We start from the raw sequence: 16,077 nt of genomic DNA on the forward strand, positions 1-16,077 counted from the left end.
CCGCCATGGCCCTGCTGCACCCTTCCGGCCGGGAAATCACCCGGCAAGAGATCGCCCGCGCGCGGGCCTCGGCCAATGCCGGTGAGGGTCGGCGGGGCCATGCCTATCAGGGCGCCGACGACAACGGCGTCTGGACCGCCAATTGGCCAGCGCGCCTGCAGTCGGCCGACCGTGATTGGCTGCCCGCCCGGAACATGTCCGTGGCGCGCGCCCGCGACTTGGTCAACAACGAGCTCGGCGGCCGCTCGATCATCTCGCGCCGGCGCAACGCCGCGGTCGGCCGGGGCTGGCGCCGCTCCTCCCGGCCCTCGGCCCGCGCGCTGGGAATCACCAAGGAGCAGGCCCGCGAGCTAGGCCAGGCGATCGAAGTCGAGTGGGATCTCTACGCCTACGGCCACAATTTCAGCTGTGACGCCGAGCGCCGGTTCACGTTCGGCCAGCTGCTGCGCGTCGCCGCGACCCACCTGATGCAGGACGGCGAGTTCCTGGCCATTGTCGAGTGGGCCGAGGAAGAGCCGACCAAGTACAAGACCCGCCTGCGCATGGTCGATCCCGACCGTCTGTGCAACCCGCGCGGCTTGGCCGACAACGCGCAGATCGGGGAGGGCCATACGATCCGCGGCGGCGTCGAGTACGACGCCAACAACATCCCCGTCGCCTACTGGATCCGCGAGCGCCATCCGAACGACGTCGGCCTGGCCGTCGCCATGTCGGAGCCTACGCGGTGGGAGCGCTTCGCCCATCCCCTGGGCCGCGCCCAGGTCCTGCACGGCTTCGATCCGGAGCGCGCCGGCCAATCGCGCGGCGTCAGCGCCTTCGCCTCGGCGCTGAAGGGCTTCCGGGCGCTGTCGCGCTTCTCGGACGCCACGCTGCAGAGCGCCGTCATCAACGCCCTGGTCGTCGGCTTCATGCAGTCGAGCTCGGGTCCCGAGGCCGTGAGCGAGAGTTTCACCGCCGAGGACCTGGCCGCGTTCGAGGGCGACCGCGAGGAGTTCTACAAGAAAAGCCCGGTCAAGATCGGCGAGGCCATTCTGCCCGTGCTGCCGCTGGGCGACGAGCTGAAGCTGGCCACCGCCAGCAAGGACGTCGGCCAGTTCGACGCCTTCTTCCGCTCCATCTATCGCCTGATCTGCGCCACGCTGGGCGTCACCTACGAGGAAGGGTCGATGGACTACTCCTCGACCAACTATTCGTCGGCCCGCGCCGCCATGATCCCGGCCTGGAAGGAAACCGAGGCCTTCATGGGCACGATCGACGCCATGCTGGCCACGCCCTTCCATGCCGCGTGGCTGGAAGAGGCGTTCGAGGTCGGCCATATCGCCCCGGCCAATGACAACGCCCCCAGCTGGTACGAAGCGCAGGAAGCCTACGCCAAGGGCCGCTGGATCGGCCCCGGCCGCGGCTACATCGACCAGACCAAGGAAGTCACCGCCGCTGCCGGCCGCCTCGAGGCGATGATCTCGACGCTCGAGGACGAATGCGCCGAGCAGGGCAAGGATTTCGTCGAGGTCCTGGATCAGCGCGAGTACGAGATGTCGCTGATCGCCGATCGGCCGCACCTAGCCGCCGCGATGGCGGCTGGCATGAACCCGCTGACGGGCCAGGCCGCTGCGCCAGCCCCGCCCGAGGGCCAGGTCGCGCCGGAGGACGCCCGTCCCGCCGCGCGTTCGGCGCTCGCCCAAATGCGCGCGACGGCGGACTCGCCGGCGCACGAAGCCTTCCTGGACGCCCGTCCCGCCGCCTGAGGCCCCCGATGACCGTGAACGCCGCCCTCCTGGCGACGCGCTATGCGCGCCGCCCGCTGCTGCTCGAGCCCGCCGCCGCTTTGCGCCTGGCCGAGCAGATCCGAACCCTCGATGGCCGCGCCTTTGCGCGCCCTGGTCGCCTGCAGGCATTTCTGCGCCGCGTCGGCCTGGCTGGCAGTCTCGATCGCGACGCTGCGAGCGCCGCTCGCATCCAGGCGATGGAGGATGATGACTACGCCCCGCCGCCGCCCATGGACGAGCGCTTGGCCTATACGCCGTTGTGGGCGGGGGATCCCGAGGACCTTGGTTATTGCTGGGCTCTGAAGGACGGGATCGCGCTGATGCAGTGCGACACGCCGCTGGTCGAGCGCGGCGAGGAGTTCTGCGGCGTCGTCTACCACGGCTATGACACGCTGAAGGCGGCGATCGCCGAGGCGTCCGCTGATCAGCGGGTGCGCGGGATCTTCATTCGCATGAACTCGCCAGGCGGGGTCGTCGCCGGCGGCCTGGCCTCCCTCGCCAAGTTCATGCGCGAGGTTCGCGCCACGGGAAATGCGACCGGTAAGCCGATCCATGTGCACGCCGACATGGCCTGCAGCGCCGCCTATTGGATCTCGGCCCAAGCTGACCGCATCACGGCGCCCAAGGTCGGCCTGGTCGGCTCGATCGGCGCGGTCCTGATCCACGAAAGCTACGAAGAAGCCCTGAAGGAATACGGCCTCGAGGTCACCGCGATCCAATTTGGCTCGCAGAAGACCGCCGGTAACTGGTGGTCGAAGCTGTCGCCGGAGGCCCGCGCCGACCTGCAGGCTGAAATCGACCAGGTGGGCCGCGATTTCGTCGCTGACGTGAGCCAGGGCCGGCCGGCCCTTACCCAAGAGGCCCTGATCGCCACCCAGGCCCGCGTTTTCCTTGGCGATCACGACGAGGCCGCCCGATCGGGCCTGCAACTCGCGTTCGTCGACGCCATCCGCAGCGAGGAAGAGGCCTTCGAGGACCTCTACGCGGAGGTGTCGCCCCCCGAACCGGCGCTTGTCGCCGCGACCGCCGTCTCGGGCTCCGCCCGGGACGCCTCAACCTCCCGAAAGGAGACGCCCATGGCCGTTTCGGCCCCTAACCAAGCGGCCCAAGCGGCCCAAGCGCGCAAGGCGGCGAAGCTGAAAGAGCTAAACGCCCAACAGGCGCGGATTTCGGCGCAAATCGCCGCCCTCAAGGCTGAAGCCGCGCCGGCGGAAGAGACGTCCGATGAAACGCCGCCGGAAGAGGCTCCGGACGAGGACGAAACGGATCCCGAAGGCGACGGAACGCCCGACGAGGACGTCGATCCGGAGCTGCCCGAGGTCGAGGACGAACAGCAGGGTGCGGACGCCGCCGCGATCGCCAAGAGCGCCGAGGCCAAGGCTAACCCCGCCGGCGCGATCGCCGCCATCGAGGCCGGTCTCACCCTGCAGCAGTTCAAGGCCCTCTCGGGCTCGGGCGCCATGGCGTCGGCCGCCAAGCGCTCGCCCCTGGCCGAAGCCATGGCCGGCGCTCGCCGCCTGGGTCCGGACGCCAAGGCCGGCGGCGCTCAATCGCCGCTGGTCGAGTCCGCCAAGCGGATGCGCGCCGACGCCACCTCCAAGACCGGCTGATCCGCCAGCGCCTGGCCGGCGGGCGGTTTCGCGCCGGCGCTCCCCTTAATCTTCTGAAGGACCCAGTCCCATGGACGTTGTGAAGTTCACCAAGCCCCGCACCGAGGGCGACCTGATCGCGATGGAGCTCGAACCGAACTACTGCCGCGATGAAGTGACCTATCTCGCCGGCTCGGGTTCGATCCGCGCCATCGCCCAATTCGCCGTGCTCGGCGCGATCCTGACCGGCACGCCCACGGTTTCCGCCGCTGCCGCGGTTTCGCCGAACGGCGGCACGCCCGGCAACGGCGCCGTCGGTTCGCTGACCGCCGACGCCGGCGCGATGGAAGGCGTCTACCAAGTGCTGATCATCGAGCCCGCCGCCAATGGCGGCACGTTCGAGGTCCAGCGCCCCGACGGCACCGTCGACGGCGCCGGCGTTATCGGCACGGCCTACAACGGCATGATCAATTTCACCCTCGCCGACGGGGCGAATGACTTCGTCTCGGGCGATCGGATCGCGATCACCGTCGACTACCCGCTGACCGGCGCGCGCAAGTTCGCCGCGATCGACTTCTCGGCTGCCAACGGGCTGCAGAACGCCGCCGGCATCGCGCCGAAGGCCTACAGCGTGCCGGACGGCTCCGACCTGACCGGCGTGGCGCTGCGCCGGGGTCCGATGCTTGTGCGCGCCGAGGAGCTGGCCTGGCCGGCCGGCGCCACCGCCGACCAGAAGGCCGGCGCCACCGCGCAGCTGGCCAGCCTGGGCATCGTCGTCCGCACCAGCGGCTAAGCGCCCCCGCCTTCCTCGCCCGCCCTTTCAATCATCCAAGGATCCGAGACAATGCCCACCGCTGTGATCACGCCCGATACGGGCCCGATCTCCATGCCGTTCACCGACATCGAGCTGACCAACTCGATCAACCTCCTGCCGGCACCGTTCGGCCAGTTGGAAGCCGACGGCTACTTCCCCGCCGAACCTCTGGCGACCCAGTTCTTCGAAATCGACATCGACAACGGCGTGGTCAGCGCTCTGCCGGTGACCGACGGCGGCCCGGCCACCCTGGCCAAGCACGGCTCCGCCGAGGCGCGGATCTTCAAGGTTCCGCAGATCGAGCACCTGGACAACGTCCGCGCCAACGACATCCGCGGCTGGCAGTCGCTGGCCGGGCGGTCGCGCAACCCCGCGACCCTCGCCGACCTGGTCAACCGTCGCCTGCTGACGTTCAAGCGCAAGTTCAACCTGACGCTCGAGCTGATGCGGACCTCGGCCATCAAGGGCGTGGTCGTCGACGGCAAGGGCAACGAGGTGATCAACCTCTTCACCGCCTTCGACGTGACGAAGAAGATCGTCTACTTCGACCTGGACAACGCCAGCGCCGACATCCAAGGCGCCTGCGATCGGGTCTGGCAGCTGATCACCCAGGACCTCAGCGACGAAACCATGACGGTCGTCATGGCGAAGGTGTCGCGCCAGTTCTTCAACAAGTTCATCCAGCACCCGAAGGTCGAGAAGTTTTGGCTGCAGGCCGAGCAGGCCCTGCAGCTGGCCAACGTCGCCCGCGGCACGGACGGGGGGTTCCGCCCCCGTCAGTTCACCTTCGGCAACATCGTGTTCCAGGAGTACTCGGCCATCATCCCGATGTGGGGCGGCACGAACCAGCAGATCATCGCCACGGGCAAGGGCCATGCCTACCCGGGCGGAACGCAGGACTCGCACGTCACCTACATCGCGCCGCCCGAGGACCTCTCGGTCCTGGATGGCTCGGCCGCCGACGTGACCGACTGGATCCACATCACGACCGAGCGGATGAAGCACAACAAGGGCGTCGAGATGCTGGGCCAGGCCAACTGCGTCCCGATCTGGCGTCGCGTGAAGCTGCTGGTCGAGCTGGACGCTGGCTCGGGCGTCTCGACCGACCCGATCGGCTAAGTCGCCGTCGGTCTGACAGTGAGCATACGGCGGCGGCCCCTGTGGTCGCCGCCGTTTCGTCGTTTCGGAACGGAGCGCGAGCATGGCCTGGTCAGAGAACCTGGCGGCGATGAACGCCGCGATCTTTCCGCGGGTCGGAGACGGCCTGGCCGCCTGGACCGGCGTCACCGATCCCGTCTGGGTCATCGTGCGACGCCCCGACGTGACCCTCGAGCGCGGCCTCGCCGAGGCCTTGGCGCAAGGCACCTTCATCGACGTCCAAGTGGCGGAAGTGCCGGACCCGCGAAAGGGCCACGTGGTCCAGCTGGGCGGCGTGAGTTTCAAGATCATCGCCGACCCTCAGAAGGGCGACGACGGATCCGTATGGTCCTGCGAGGCGGTCGAAATCTGATGCGGGGCGTCCGCGCGGCCGTCGACGATTTCGACGCGGTCATGACCGATCTTGAGCGGGATATGGCCACCTCCGTCACCGACGCGATGGTGGAAGGCACCGAGCTGCTCAAGCGCGACCTTCGTGCCGACACCGCCGATCACCTCAGCGTGCGCCTGGCCAAGAGCTGGCGCTCGAGGATCTATCCCGAGGCGCGAAACAGCCTCGATCCCGCTGGCTGGGTCTGGAGCAAGGTTCCCAAGTTGGTCGACGCGTTCGATCGTGGCGTGACCATCCGCTCCGCGCACGGCTTCTGGCTGGCCATCCCGACGCCGGCGGCCGGCGCGAAGGGCTACGCACGCGGTTCGGAGGGGCGAGCCTACGGGTCGCGCGCCAAGCTGGAGCGCGTCACGCCTGGCGGCTTCGAACGTCGCACCGGCATGAAGCTGCGCTTTGTCTTCAAGTCCAGCCGCGTAGCGCTGCTGGTGGTCGACGCGGCCCGATACGACAGCCGCGGCCGCGCGGCCCAGCTCAAGGCCCGCGGCCGACATAGCCGCCTCTATCGTGACGGCGGCCAGACCATCGTGGTCTTCATCCTCGTCCCCCAGGCCAAGCTGAAAAAGCGGCTCGATATCGCCGGCGCCGCCGCCCGGGCCGAGGCCCGCATGCCGGCCCTTCTGACCAAGTACTGGAGATAGAATGGCCCGGCGCGCTGAAGAGGTCCTGGTCGAGCTCGAGACAAGGTTCAAGGCGGCGTTGCCAAACGCCGAGGTCGCTCGCAATGAGCCGAAAGCCCAGCGGATCTCGCCTGGCGGCGACGTCACGCTGTTCGACGGCGACCCTGGCGAGCCTGAGGTTCTCCTGTCTCCGCTGTCCTACACCTATGAACATCGGATCCCCGTCGAGATCGCCGCCGGCGGTGACGATCCAGCCGGCCTCCTCGAAACGCTGTTGCGAGAGATCGGCCTGGTGATCGAGGCCGATCGCACCTTGGGCGGCCTCTGCAGCTGGCTGGACGCCGAGGCGCCATCGCCAGAACCCCTCGACGCGCCGGGCGCGGCCGTCGGCCGGCGCGCCGACCTGGTCGTGATCGCGACCTACACCACCCGTTCCCCGCTCGCCTGACCCTCGCGGTCACTACCTGTTGGAGATCCCCATGAGCTTGCAGATCCCCCGCGCGCGCGGGGCTAACGCCCGTTTCCTGTTCGCCCTCGAGTCCGCCTACGGCGTTCCGCCCGAGGCCGGCGCCTATCACCTGATCTCGCTGGTCTCCGAGGACCTCGGCGAAGATCAGCAGCGCATCGCCAGCGACCTGCTCGGCCGTGGGCGCCTTCCCCAGAAGCCGGCCGACGGCCCGATCGACAATCGCGGCTCGATCACCGCGCCGGTCGACGCGCGCCTGTTCGGCCTTTGGCTGACGCTGCTCCTGGGCCCGCCGACGACGACCCAGGGCGTCGCAGCGAGCGGGAAGATCACCTTCGCCGCCAATCCGTCGACCAACGACACCATCACCGTGGGTGGCCAAGCCTTCACCTTCAAGTCGGCCAACCCGGGCGCCAACCAGATCCTGATCGGCGCGACCTTGGCCGAGACCCTGCGCAACGCGGTCTGGGCGCTGAACAAGAGCACCGTCGGCGCGGTGGCGGCCGCCGACTATGGCGTGAACGACGCCTTCACGGCCATCACCGTGACGCACGGCGCGGTCGGCACGGACGGTAACGCCTTCGCCCTGGCCGCCTCGGCCGCCACGCCGTCAGGCGCGACCCTGTCGGGCGGTTCGAGCGCCGGCCCCTACAACCACGTGTTCAAGGCCGGCGCGCAAACCCTGCCGTCGGCCTCGATCGAAGTGGGCGCCACCGACGTGGCGGACTACCGCGTCAACTACGGCGTTCTGATCGACACCATGACGATCGCGATGTCGCGTTCGGGCCTGCTGAACGCGACGCTGGGCTACATCGCCCAAGGCGAGAAACCCAAGACCGGCGCCTCGATCGACGCCGACCCAGAAGTGCTCGAGGTTGATCGCTTCTCGCAGTTCTCCGGTTCGGTCGAGCTCTGGGGCGTCCCCATGGGCAGCGTCGTCTCGGCCCAGGTGTCGATCAATAACGGTCTCGATGTGGATGAAGGTATTCGTCGCGACGGCCGGATCGGCGGCGCGGATCCCGGCGCCATGGTGATCAACCCGCAGCTCGTCACGCGTTTCGGCGACCAGGCCGTCATGGACCTGTCGACGTCCGGCGAGTCGGTGGCGATGAGCTACGGCTGGAGCTTGGGCGCGAACAAGCGCCTGACCTTCAAGCACCGCGCTGTCGTCCTTCCGCGTCCGAAAGCCCCGATTACCGCGCCGGGCTTCATCCAGGCGACCTTCGATACCATCGGCCACCAGGACGCCAGTGGCCAAGCCCTGGACGTCGTCCTTGTCAACGATGTCGCCAGCTACGCCTAACCCTTCCGCCCTCCCTTCCGCCCCCGGGGTGCGAGCGCCGCTCGCACCCCGTTCGCATGAGCGCCGCATGAAAATCCGCAAACCCGGGGCCGAGGCCCCCATCACCATCGACCTTCCCGAGGGGGCCAGCATCACCCTGCGGCCCTGGCGCAGCGCCGCCCTGGCGGCGGGTCAGGCGGCCTTCAACGTCGCCTTGCAGGCCGGCCTGTCGCGCGCCGACGCGACGGTCGCGTTCAGCGCCGGCGCGGTGGCCTGGGCGGCCATTGACTGGTCGGGCATGGAGGACTTCGACACCGGCGAGCCGCTGCCGATCTCGCCGGAGATGGTCGAGCAGCTGGTGATCCAGGATGCGGGCGCCTTCTCCGAGCTCGACGAGAAGTACGTCCTGCCCGGCCTGAGGCGAGAACAGGAAAAAAACGGATCCGCGCCCTCGCCCGTTGGCGGTACGCCGGCGGGGGCGACGACGGACGCCTAAGCGCCCCGTGGGGCGGTCGCGACGTCTGCGCGCACTGCCCAACCGTCTGTCCCGAATGCCCGAACAAGGTCCACGCCTGCGAAACCCCCGAGGGGCAAGAGGCGTGGGAGCACTTCATCCGCTGCGAGCGCCAGATGCGGGTCGGCTTTGGGGGCGCCTACGCCCTCGACCTGGCCGCCGTGCTCGCCACCGCCCAAGCCCTGGATCTGGATCTGTCGCTGGTCGCCGAGCTTGCCGGCGACCTCGAGCCGCTGATCGTCTACGCATGGAGGCCGCCCGATGACGGTTCGTAATGTCGGCATCCGCCTGAAGTCCGAAGGCAAGGCCGAGATCAAGCGCGACCTGCAGGAAGTCGGCCAGGCCGGCAAGGCGGCCGGTCAGGACGTGGTCACCGCCTTCGACCAGAGCGCGGTCGCCGCCGATCGCCAGAGCAAGGCGCTCGACCGCCAGATGGAGCGCTGGAAATCGCTGGCCAAGGCCGCGCGCGAGGCCCAGACCGCCGAGGAGCAACAAGCCAAGTACAACGCCATCCTCGGCGTCGGCGGATCCTCGGGCAAGTCGGCGGCCACGTCGGCCGAGGCGTTCATGGGCGGGTCACTGACCAGGGCCGAGCGCGCCGGCCGGCTGAACCTGGCCCGGCAGGGCGCCGACGTGTTCACGACGGCCGCCATGGGCATGAACCCGGGCATGATCGCGATCCAGCAGGGGCCGCAGATCCTGGACGCGCTGGTGACGTCGGGAATTCGCCTGACGCCGGTCATGGTTGGCCTGGGCGGCGCCTTCACGGTGACCGCCGCGGCCGTAATTGCGGCCGGCGTGGCGCAGGATCAGTACGAGAAGAGCGTTCTCGGCGTCGAAGTCGCTACGCGCGGCCTGGGCGCCTCAGCGGGCATGACGGGCGATGCGGTTCTGCGCCAGGCGGACGCCGCCGCCGAAGCCGGCAGGATCTCGGCCGCGTCCGCACGCGAGTACGCGGCCGAGTACGTGGCGACCGGCAAGATCGGCCAGGGCGTGCTGCAGGATCTGGTCGCGATCACCCGCGACTATGCTGCCACAACCCGGCAAGACGCCGCTGGCGCTACCAAGGACCTCGGCCGGGCGTTCGCTGATCCCGCCAAGGGCGCGGCCGACCTCAATGACAAGCTGCACTTCCTGCGCCAGAGCGAGCTCGAGCACATCGAGAACCTGGCCCGGGCGGGTCGCGAGGCCGAAGCCCAGGCCATCCTTGTCGACAAGCTCAAGGGCGCGTTGATCGACGCAGCGGACGCGACGACCGGCTGGGGGCGCGTCGCCGACGACCTCAAGCTGAAGTGGCTGGGCGTCTGGGACGCTGTCGGCAAGGCCGTCGATCGCATGGTGACGGGCGGCAACAGCGAAGCTCGCGTCGCCACCGCGCGCCAAACCATCAGAGACGCCGATGAGGCGCTGCGCAATGAACCCGCCTGGGCGCGCAATATTCCCGGATCCGCGGCGGCGGATTGGGCGCGCCGTCGTGCCGAAGCCCAGGCCCTGATCGATGCGGAATACAAGAAGTACGTGGCCGAGCAAGACCGTCTGCGGCAGGCGGCCCTGAGCGAGCGGGATCAGGACCGGCAAACGCTCATCGATCGTTACAATCCTAACGTCGGCAAGCTTCGCCAGCTTCGCGCCGACCGCGACAAGCTAACCAGGCTGGGCGTCAACGACGACGCAAGCAGGAAGGCGCTGAGCGACCTCAACGCCGAGATCAGCGCGCTGGAGAAGGGCTACAAGAGCGCCGCCGAGGCCGCAGCCGCTCTGGCCCGGGCAAACCGGACAGCCACGCGCGACGCCGCCAAGGAAGCGCGCGAAGCCGCCGAGGCCAAGCGCAAGGCCGACGACCTGGATCTGCGGCGCCTTCGCGGCCAGGTTACGATCGCCAAGGCGTCGGAAGACGAGTCGGCGATCGCATGGGCGGAAATCCAGCTTCGCCTTAAGGAAGAGATCGTCCAGCGCGAACGGGACGGCCTTTCCACCGCCGAAGCCCGCATCGAGGCCGAGCGTCAGGTCGGGGATGAGCTGAAAGCGCAGTACGCCGCCATTTTGCGGCAGAACTCCGACGCCGAGCTGGTCAAGGATAACTTCAAGACTGCAGAAGAGCGGATGGCGGAGGCCCTCAAGGGGGCTAACATCGAGCCGTTTACGGCGAAGACCGCGCTCTTCGAAAGTCTGACCACCTCGACGCGAGACGCCTTCCATGACGGCCTGATGGCCGGCAGCATGAACAGTAATTTCTTGGACGTTTTCACCCAGCGCTTAAAATACGCGGCGGCGAGCGCATTCGCCGACATCGCGACGACTGGGCTGTTTGGTAAGAAGGATGGGTCCGGAAAGGCTGGCCTGTTGTCGGCCGCCTTCAGCCTATTCCCCAAGCACGCGAAGGGCACGGACAATGCGCCTGGTGGCTGGTCGATCGTTGGCGAAGAGGGCCCCGAGCTGATGAACCTTCGCGCCGGCGCTCGGGTCATCAGCGCGACGGACACGCGCCAGCTGCTGGATCGCGCGGGCCAGGCCGTCACCGCGCAGAGCAACTCCACGGTGCAGGTCAATTTCACCCACGCGCCGACGATCGACGCGCGCGGCGCCGGTCCGAACGAGGTCTCCCGCCTCGAGGCCCTGATGCAGCGTCAGCAGCGCGACCTGCCCGAACAGATCGTGGTGACGGTGCAGGACGCGCTGAACCGCCGGATGATCAAGGTCTAGACCGCCATGGCGATCACCTTTCCCCGCGCCATGCCGGCGGCGTCGCCGGCGCGGCAGGCGTTCGAGATCAAGCGCGCCGACTTCCTGTCGCCTGAAGCCGGCGGCCGGCTGGGCGCGATCTCGAACGGCTTTCCGCTGTGGTACGCCAAATGGACGCTCGGCGCCGGCGGCCGGGCCAGCTCGGACGAATGGCGCGCTTTCGTCGACAGCCTGCAGGGGCCCAAGCGCCTGCTGATCGGTCGCGACTACAGCCGGCCCTATCCGCTGGCCTATCAGGTCGGCGAGTTCGCCGGCCTCAGCCGCGCCGGTGGCGGCGCCTTCGACGGCGCGGCGACGTCCTGGGCGGCCAGCGTTTCGATCAATGGTCCCAACCTTGTGCAGCTGACCGGCCTTCCGGCCGGTTTCGTGCTGAGCATCGCGGACTATGTCGGCTTCCGCTGGACGACCGGCGGCGAGGCACGGCGCGCCATGGTCCGAACCATCGAGGGCGCCATGGCGAATGGCGCGGGCGTGTTGCAGGTCGCGATCGAGCCGGGCGTGCCCGAGGCCGTGCCCTCGAACGCCATCGCGCATCTGGACGAACCCGGTTGCCTGATGCGTCTGATCCCCAGCGAGACGCAGCTGGGTGACATGGACCGCACCCAGTCGATCAGTGGCGCGGTCGCCGCTCTGCAGGACATCCTCCCGTGAAGGTGTTCGGTCCCGAGGCCGACGCCGAGATCGCGGCCGGCCGCGCCATGAGCGTGGGCGCGGCCCTGATCGCCGGCGCGCCCAATCCCACGCGGATCTGGGGCGGCTATCATCCGATCACCGTCGCCGGCCAGATCTTCCAGCCGATCGGCGATCGCGGCCTGGTGCGCGCCTCGGGCGGCCAGCTGGGCGGCGCCGCCCAGGCCGTGACGCTCGAGCTGTCAGGCGTCGAGCCGGAGGTCCTGGCCATGCTGGACGCCGAGGCGCTGAAGAACGTCCCGGTGATCGTCTGGCGCTGGATCTTCGACGCCAGCGGCCGAAACCTCCTGGCGACGCCGGTGTTCACGCGCGGCCGCCTGGACCAGATCATCATCGACGACGTCCCGGGCGGAACCTCCAAGATCAGCGCCAGCGTCGAGGGCGCGGCCAAGGGCCTGGGCCGCAGCCGCGGCCGCACGCGCAGCGACGCCGACCAGCGCCTCGACGATCCGGCCGACGCGGGCTTCTCGGCCGTCAGCTATGCCGGCGAGAAGATCATGTACTGGGGCGGCAAGCTGCCCAGCACCGTGGCGGCCGCCTCGGGCGGCGTTTCCCTGCTTTCGAACAAGTACGAGTGAGGTCGCTTCCGATGGTCCGCGACTACAACGCCCTCGTGGCGTACATCGCCGCGCGTATGCGAGCGCCGTTCGCATGGGGCGAAAACGACTGCGTCACCTTCGCCGCCGGCGCGGTCAAGGCGCAGACGGGGCGCGATCCGCTGGGCGCGATCGCGGCGCGCTGGACGACGGCGCGCGGGGCGGCCCTGGTGCTGCGCCGGCTGGGCGGGATGGAGGCGGCGGTCTCGTCGGTCCTCGCGCCCATCGCGCCGGCCATGGCCGCCCGAGGCGACGTGGCCGGCTGGATGGATCCACAGGGCCGCCTGCAGCTGGCGATCGTGGAAGGGTCCACGTTGGTGGGTCCGGGTGAGGCCGGCCTGGTTCGCTTGCCTCGCGCATCCATGGTCAAGGCCTGGAGCGCCGCCTGATGGCGAAACGTTCGACCGTGCGTCGCTGGCTGGCCGGCCTCTTGGCCAGCACCGCGTTGGTGTTTGCGCCGGCGGTCGCGCACGCAGACCCGGTATCGGCTGCGGTTGTCAGCTTCGTTGGCTTCGTAACGGGAAGCGCCGCCGCGGCAGCTGCGGTCAGCACCTTCCTGACGACCTTCGGCAGCATCATCTATTCGACCGCCGGCAGCTGGGCGCTGTCGAAACTCAGCAAGCCGAAGGGGGCGACGGCCTCTCAGGAGCGCCAAGCCCAGGTCACGACCCTCTCGATCGGCGAAGTGCCGCGCGAGATGATCGTCGGCCAGGCCGCGACCGGCGGGTCGCTGGTCGATGGCTACTACTACGGCGGCGAGCACGGCACCGACTGGAACCTGTTCGTCATCGCCCTGGCGGACCATCCCTGTCACGACCTGGTGGGCTTCTACGTCGGCGACACCTTCGTGGAGTTCGGCGCCGACGGCGACGTGCCTGGCTACAGCGGCCAGCTGAAGGTCTGGTGGCGTCCCGGAGAGGCCGACGACGCCGATTTCCCCGGCGAGATCTCCGGCCTGGGCCCCGCGACCGCGCCGGGCTCGCTGCGCGGCGTCGCCAAGGTGGCGGTCGCCTACAAGATCGACCCCGCCGACGCCAAGAACCCGGTGTGGACGTCGGGCCGGCCGACCTTCCTGTGGGTCGTCAAGGGCGCGCGCTGCTACGACCCGCGCAAGGACACGACCGTCCCTGGCGGCGCGGGCCTGCATCGCTGGAACGATCCGGCGAGCTGGGAATGGACCGCCAACGCCGAAATCTGCCGCTACGCGTTCCAGCGCGGCGCCTATGCCTTCAACCAGGTGGGCGATCCCACGAAGCTGCGCGTCGGGCGGGGCCTGTCGGAGTACGAGGCCCCGCCCGAGTGGGTGTTCGCCCCGGCGAACCTTTGCGATGAGCCCGTCGATATCGGCGATGGCAACGTCGAGCCGCGCTACCGCGTCGGCGGCGTCATCCGCGCCAACGAGAGCTTCGACAACGTCGAGCAGATGTTCGCCGACGCGATGGGCGGCTACATCATCCAGCCCGAGGGCGGCGTCGCGGTCGATCCTGGCCAGGCCAAGACGCCGGTCGCCGAGATCACCGACGACGACCTGGTGCTGGGCCAGCCGCTGCGCTTCACCCGGTTCCGGTCGGCCTCGGACCGCGTCAACACCGTCGTCGCGCGCTACATCGAACCGAGCCAGAAGTACAACGAGACCGTCGCCGGCGTCGCCCGCGACCAGGCCGACATCGAGGCCGACGGCGGCCCTCTGGAAGAGACGCTCTCGCTTCCCCTGGTCAACTCCCGGACCCAGGCGCTACGCCTGGCCGAGATGCGCCGGCGCCAGCATCGCCTCGAGCGAACCGCCAGCATCACGCTAGGCCCGCGGTTCGCCCATCTCGAGGAGGGCGACTGGATCCAGTGGACGTCCCAGCGACACACCGGTGGCCAGCCTGTCGTCTTCCGCGTGACGGCCTACTCCCTCCCAGAGAGCTGGCAGAACACCCTGGCGCTGGAAGAGACCAGCTTCGACGTGTTCGGCTTTGGCGGCCTGCCGCTCACGATAGAGCCCCAAGAGCCGCAAATCCCGCCCGGCGCCCTGACCTTGTCGGGCGTGACCGCCTACGCCTTCCAGATGGAAGGCCAGGACCAGGAGCTGCTGCCGGCCGTAAACGTCGGCTGGACGACCCCCGTTGATCCGGCCGTGACGTCGATCCGCGCCGAGATCCGGCGCGCGGGCGAAACCGCGATCGCTCAAACGACGACCACGGCCGTGAACGACGGCGAGATGAACGTCACGAACGGCGTCCCGATCAATGCGCTGATCGAGGTCCGACTGGTGCCCCTGGGTGGGCCGGGCCGCGCGATCGTGCCCTCGGCATGGATTGAGCTAGTCTCGGGCAAGCTGCTGGCCAGCGAGTCCTTCTCGGTCCGGACCATCGGCGGCCTGACGCCGCAACAAGTTGTCGACGAGCTGCGCGCCTCGACCCAAGCCGCGTCCTCGCATTCCCAAGCGCTTCTGGAGCTGGCGCTGAACGCGCTCGAGGAGCGCGGCCAGCTGATCAGCGAGACCTATCACAACGGGGTCAAGGTCAAGCGCATCCTGATCGACGAAGATCAGGAGTGGGACGAAGGCGACAAGACCTTCTGGTCGCGCATGAACCTGATGGCCGTGCTGGCGCCTGACGGCAATTCGATGGTGATCAATCAGGACACCCTGATGTGGTCGCCGACCGAGAGCCTAGCCGAGCACGTCGAGGCGGTGCGGACGCAAATCGGCACGGACATCGCGGCGTTCAACACCCAGATCCGGACCTGGGTCAACTCGAACAGCGCCGCCGCGAGTTGGATCACCAGCCTTGAAGTGGCCTATGGGGGCAACTTCCAGGCGGCATTCGCGCAGACCGCGACGCTCGCCTCGAACTTGGGCGGCAAGTACAGCCTCGCCTTCAACGTCAATGGCCACGCCAGCGGGCTCTACCTCGCCAACAACGGAACGATCTCGTCGCTCATCTTTGTGTCATCGCAAATCGGCTTTTCGAACGGCGGTGGCGACATCGTCTATCCGCTGGCGATCGTCGGTGGCGTGGTCAAGGCGACGAACTTCGAGGCCGATCGCGTCCGCGCTCACAGCATCGTTGCCGACAATATCGTCGGTGGCGAGATCACTGACTCGGTCGCGTCCGCGTCGGGCGACTACATCGGGCTTTCGGTCGGTGTGTGGAGCACCCTGCGAACGATCGACTACTATAGTGAGGGTGGCCGACTAGATATCCGCACCCAGTCCACACTGAAAAGCGACAGCACCGACAGCTATTTCAGTGTCCGCGTCCTCATCGACGGCTTCGTGCAAGACGATTGGTCCACGCCTCTCGCCGGCGGCTATTTCGACCGGAAGAACTGGAACACAGACGCTACGCCGTCAGCCGGTTGGCGCACGATTCAGTTCCAAGCCAAGCTGGAGCCGGGCTCGGGCTCGGGCGGGTCGTTCAACCACCTGATGCGCATCACTGAACACAAGACGGAGACCTGAC

General features: G+C 68.6%; 15 protein-coding genes. All 15 read left to right on the forward strand.

The features are described from left to right. Window positions 1–5: 5 nt before the first annotated feature. Window positions 6–1,745: a phage portal protein gene (locus tag CSW59_RS06880; RefSeq protein WP_099443332.1), complete on the forward strand. Its 1,740-nt coding sequence runs from the start codon at window positions 6–8 to the stop codon at window positions 1,743–1,745. Window positions 1,746–1,753: 8 nt separating this feature from the next. Continuing rightward, complete coding sequence (locus CSW59_RS06885) at window positions 1,754–3,376, forward strand: S49 family peptidase (protein ID WP_099443333.1); 1,623 nt, start codon at window positions 1,754–1,756, stop codon at window positions 3,374–3,376. A 70-nt stretch (window positions 3,377–3,446) separates the two neighbouring features. After that, entirely contained in the window at window positions 3,447–4,148 is a 702-nt protein-coding gene (locus tag CSW59_RS06890; RefSeq protein ID WP_099443334.1) for a head decoration protein, read from the forward strand. Window positions 4,149–4,199: 51 nt separating this feature from the next. Beyond that, on the forward strand, window positions 4,200–5,288 hold the full coding sequence (locus CSW59_RS06895; RefSeq protein WP_099443335.1) for a major capsid protein: 1,089 nt from the start codon (window positions 4,200–4,202) through the stop codon (window positions 5,286–5,288). 82 nt (window positions 5,289–5,370) lie between these two features. Next, the gene (locus CSW59_RS06900; RefSeq protein WP_099443336.1) at window positions 5,371–5,679 is read left to right on the forward strand and encodes a hypothetical protein; all 309 of its coding nucleotides are present in this window, start codon (window positions 5,371–5,373) and stop codon (window positions 5,677–5,679) included. Continuing rightward, the gene (locus tag CSW59_RS06905) at window positions 5,679–6,356 is read left to right on the forward strand and encodes a DUF6441 family protein (protein WP_099443337.1); all 678 of its coding nucleotides are present in this window, start codon (window positions 5,679–5,681) and stop codon (window positions 6,354–6,356) included. Before CSW59_RS06900 ends, CSW59_RS06905 begins: the two co-directional genes overlap by 1 nt. A 1-nt stretch (window position 6,357) precedes the next feature. Further along, the gene (locus CSW59_RS06910; RefSeq protein WP_201722732.1) at window positions 6,358–6,783 is read left to right on the forward strand and encodes a hypothetical protein; all 426 of its coding nucleotides are present in this window, start codon (window positions 6,358–6,360) and stop codon (window positions 6,781–6,783) included. A gap of 31 nt (window positions 6,784–6,814) precedes the next feature. Continuing rightward, window positions 6,815–8,104, forward strand: a complete 1,290-nt coding sequence (locus tag CSW59_RS06915) for a phage tail tube protein (protein WP_236632171.1) — start codon at window positions 6,815–6,817, stop codon at window positions 8,102–8,104. Window positions 8,105–8,171: 67 nt separating this feature from the next. Further along, complete coding sequence (locus tag CSW59_RS06920; protein ID WP_099443338.1) at window positions 8,172–8,579, forward strand: hypothetical protein; 408 nt, start codon at window positions 8,172–8,174, stop codon at window positions 8,577–8,579. 134 nt (window positions 8,580–8,713) lie between these two features. Further along, window positions 8,714–8,872, forward strand: a complete 159-nt coding sequence (locus tag CSW59_RS20920) for a hypothetical protein (RefSeq protein WP_201722733.1) — start codon at window positions 8,714–8,716, stop codon at window positions 8,870–8,872. Beyond that, the gene (locus tag CSW59_RS06930) at window positions 8,859–11,300 is read left to right on the forward strand and encodes a phage tail length tape measure family protein (RefSeq protein WP_099443339.1); all 2,442 of its coding nucleotides are present in this window, start codon (window positions 8,859–8,861) and stop codon (window positions 11,298–11,300) included. Before CSW59_RS20920 ends, CSW59_RS06930 begins: the two co-directional genes overlap by 14 nt. Before the next feature lie 6 nt (window positions 11,301–11,306). Continuing rightward, window positions 11,307–11,990: a hypothetical protein gene (locus tag CSW59_RS06935; RefSeq protein WP_099443340.1), complete on the forward strand. Its 684-nt coding sequence runs from the start codon at window positions 11,307–11,309 to the stop codon at window positions 11,988–11,990. Further along, window positions 11,987–12,607: a hypothetical protein gene (locus CSW59_RS06940; protein WP_099443341.1), complete on the forward strand. Its 621-nt coding sequence runs from the start codon at window positions 11,987–11,989 to the stop codon at window positions 12,605–12,607. The genes CSW59_RS06935 and CSW59_RS06940 overlap by 4 nt, the downstream gene beginning before the upstream one ends. Next, window positions 12,604–13,014, forward strand: coding sequence for a hypothetical protein (locus CSW59_RS06945; RefSeq protein ID WP_236632172.1), 411 nt, complete (start codon window positions 12,604–12,606; stop codon window positions 13,012–13,014). The genes CSW59_RS06940 and CSW59_RS06945 overlap by 4 nt, the downstream gene beginning before the upstream one ends. Then, window positions 13,014–16,076: a phage tail protein gene (locus CSW59_RS06950; RefSeq protein WP_099443343.1), complete on the forward strand. Its 3,063-nt coding sequence runs from the start codon at window positions 13,014–13,016 to the stop codon at window positions 16,074–16,076. The genes CSW59_RS06945 and CSW59_RS06950 overlap by 1 nt, the downstream gene beginning before the upstream one ends. Window position 16,077 lies beyond the last annotated feature (1 nt).

The sequence above is a fragment of the Caulobacter sp. BP25 genome, from assembly GCF_002737755.1.
GTDB lineage: Bacteria > Pseudomonadota > Alphaproteobacteria > Caulobacterales > Caulobacteraceae > Caulobacter.

Bases quoted from the DNA above. Each gene is read 5' to 3' on its own strand.
- CSW59_RS06880 (WP_099443332.1), top strand. From the start codon at position 6: ATGGCCCTGCTGCACCCTTCCGGCCGGGAAATCACCCGGCAAGAGATC.
- CSW59_RS06885 (WP_099443333.1), top strand. From the start codon at position 1,754: ATGACCGTGAACGCCGCCCTCCTGGCGACGCGCTATGCGCGCCGCCCG.
- CSW59_RS06890 (WP_099443334.1), top strand. From the start codon at position 3,447: ATGGACGTTGTGAAGTTCACCAAGCCCCGCACCGAGGGCGACCTGATC.
- CSW59_RS06895 (WP_099443335.1), top strand. From the start codon at position 4,200: ATGCCCACCGCTGTGATCACGCCCGATACGGGCCCGATCTCCATGCCG.
- CSW59_RS06900 (WP_099443336.1), top strand. From the start codon at position 5,371: ATGGCCTGGTCAGAGAACCTGGCGGCGATGAACGCCGCGATCTTTCCG.
- CSW59_RS06905 (WP_099443337.1), top strand. From the start codon at position 5,679: ATGCGGGGCGTCCGCGCGGCCGTCGACGATTTCGACGCGGTCATGACC.
- CSW59_RS06910 (WP_201722732.1), top strand. From the start codon at position 6,358: ATGGCCCGGCGCGCTGAAGAGGTCCTGGTCGAGCTCGAGACAAGGTTC.
- CSW59_RS06915 (WP_236632171.1), top strand. From the start codon at position 6,815: ATGAGCTTGCAGATCCCCCGCGCGCGCGGGGCTAACGCCCGTTTCCTG.
- CSW59_RS06920 (WP_099443338.1), top strand. From the start codon at position 8,172: ATGAAAATCCGCAAACCCGGGGCCGAGGCCCCCATCACCATCGACCTT.
- CSW59_RS20920 (WP_201722733.1), top strand. From the start codon at position 8,714: ATGCGGGTCGGCTTTGGGGGCGCCTACGCCCTCGACCTGGCCGCCGTG.
- CSW59_RS06930 (WP_099443339.1), top strand. From the start codon at position 8,859: ATGACGGTTCGTAATGTCGGCATCCGCCTGAAGTCCGAAGGCAAGGCC.
- CSW59_RS06935 (WP_099443340.1), top strand. From the start codon at position 11,307: ATGGCGATCACCTTTCCCCGCGCCATGCCGGCGGCGTCGCCGGCGCGG.
- CSW59_RS06950 (WP_099443343.1), top strand. From the start codon at position 13,014: ATGGCGAAACGTTCGACCGTGCGTCGCTGGCTGGCCGGCCTCTTGGCC.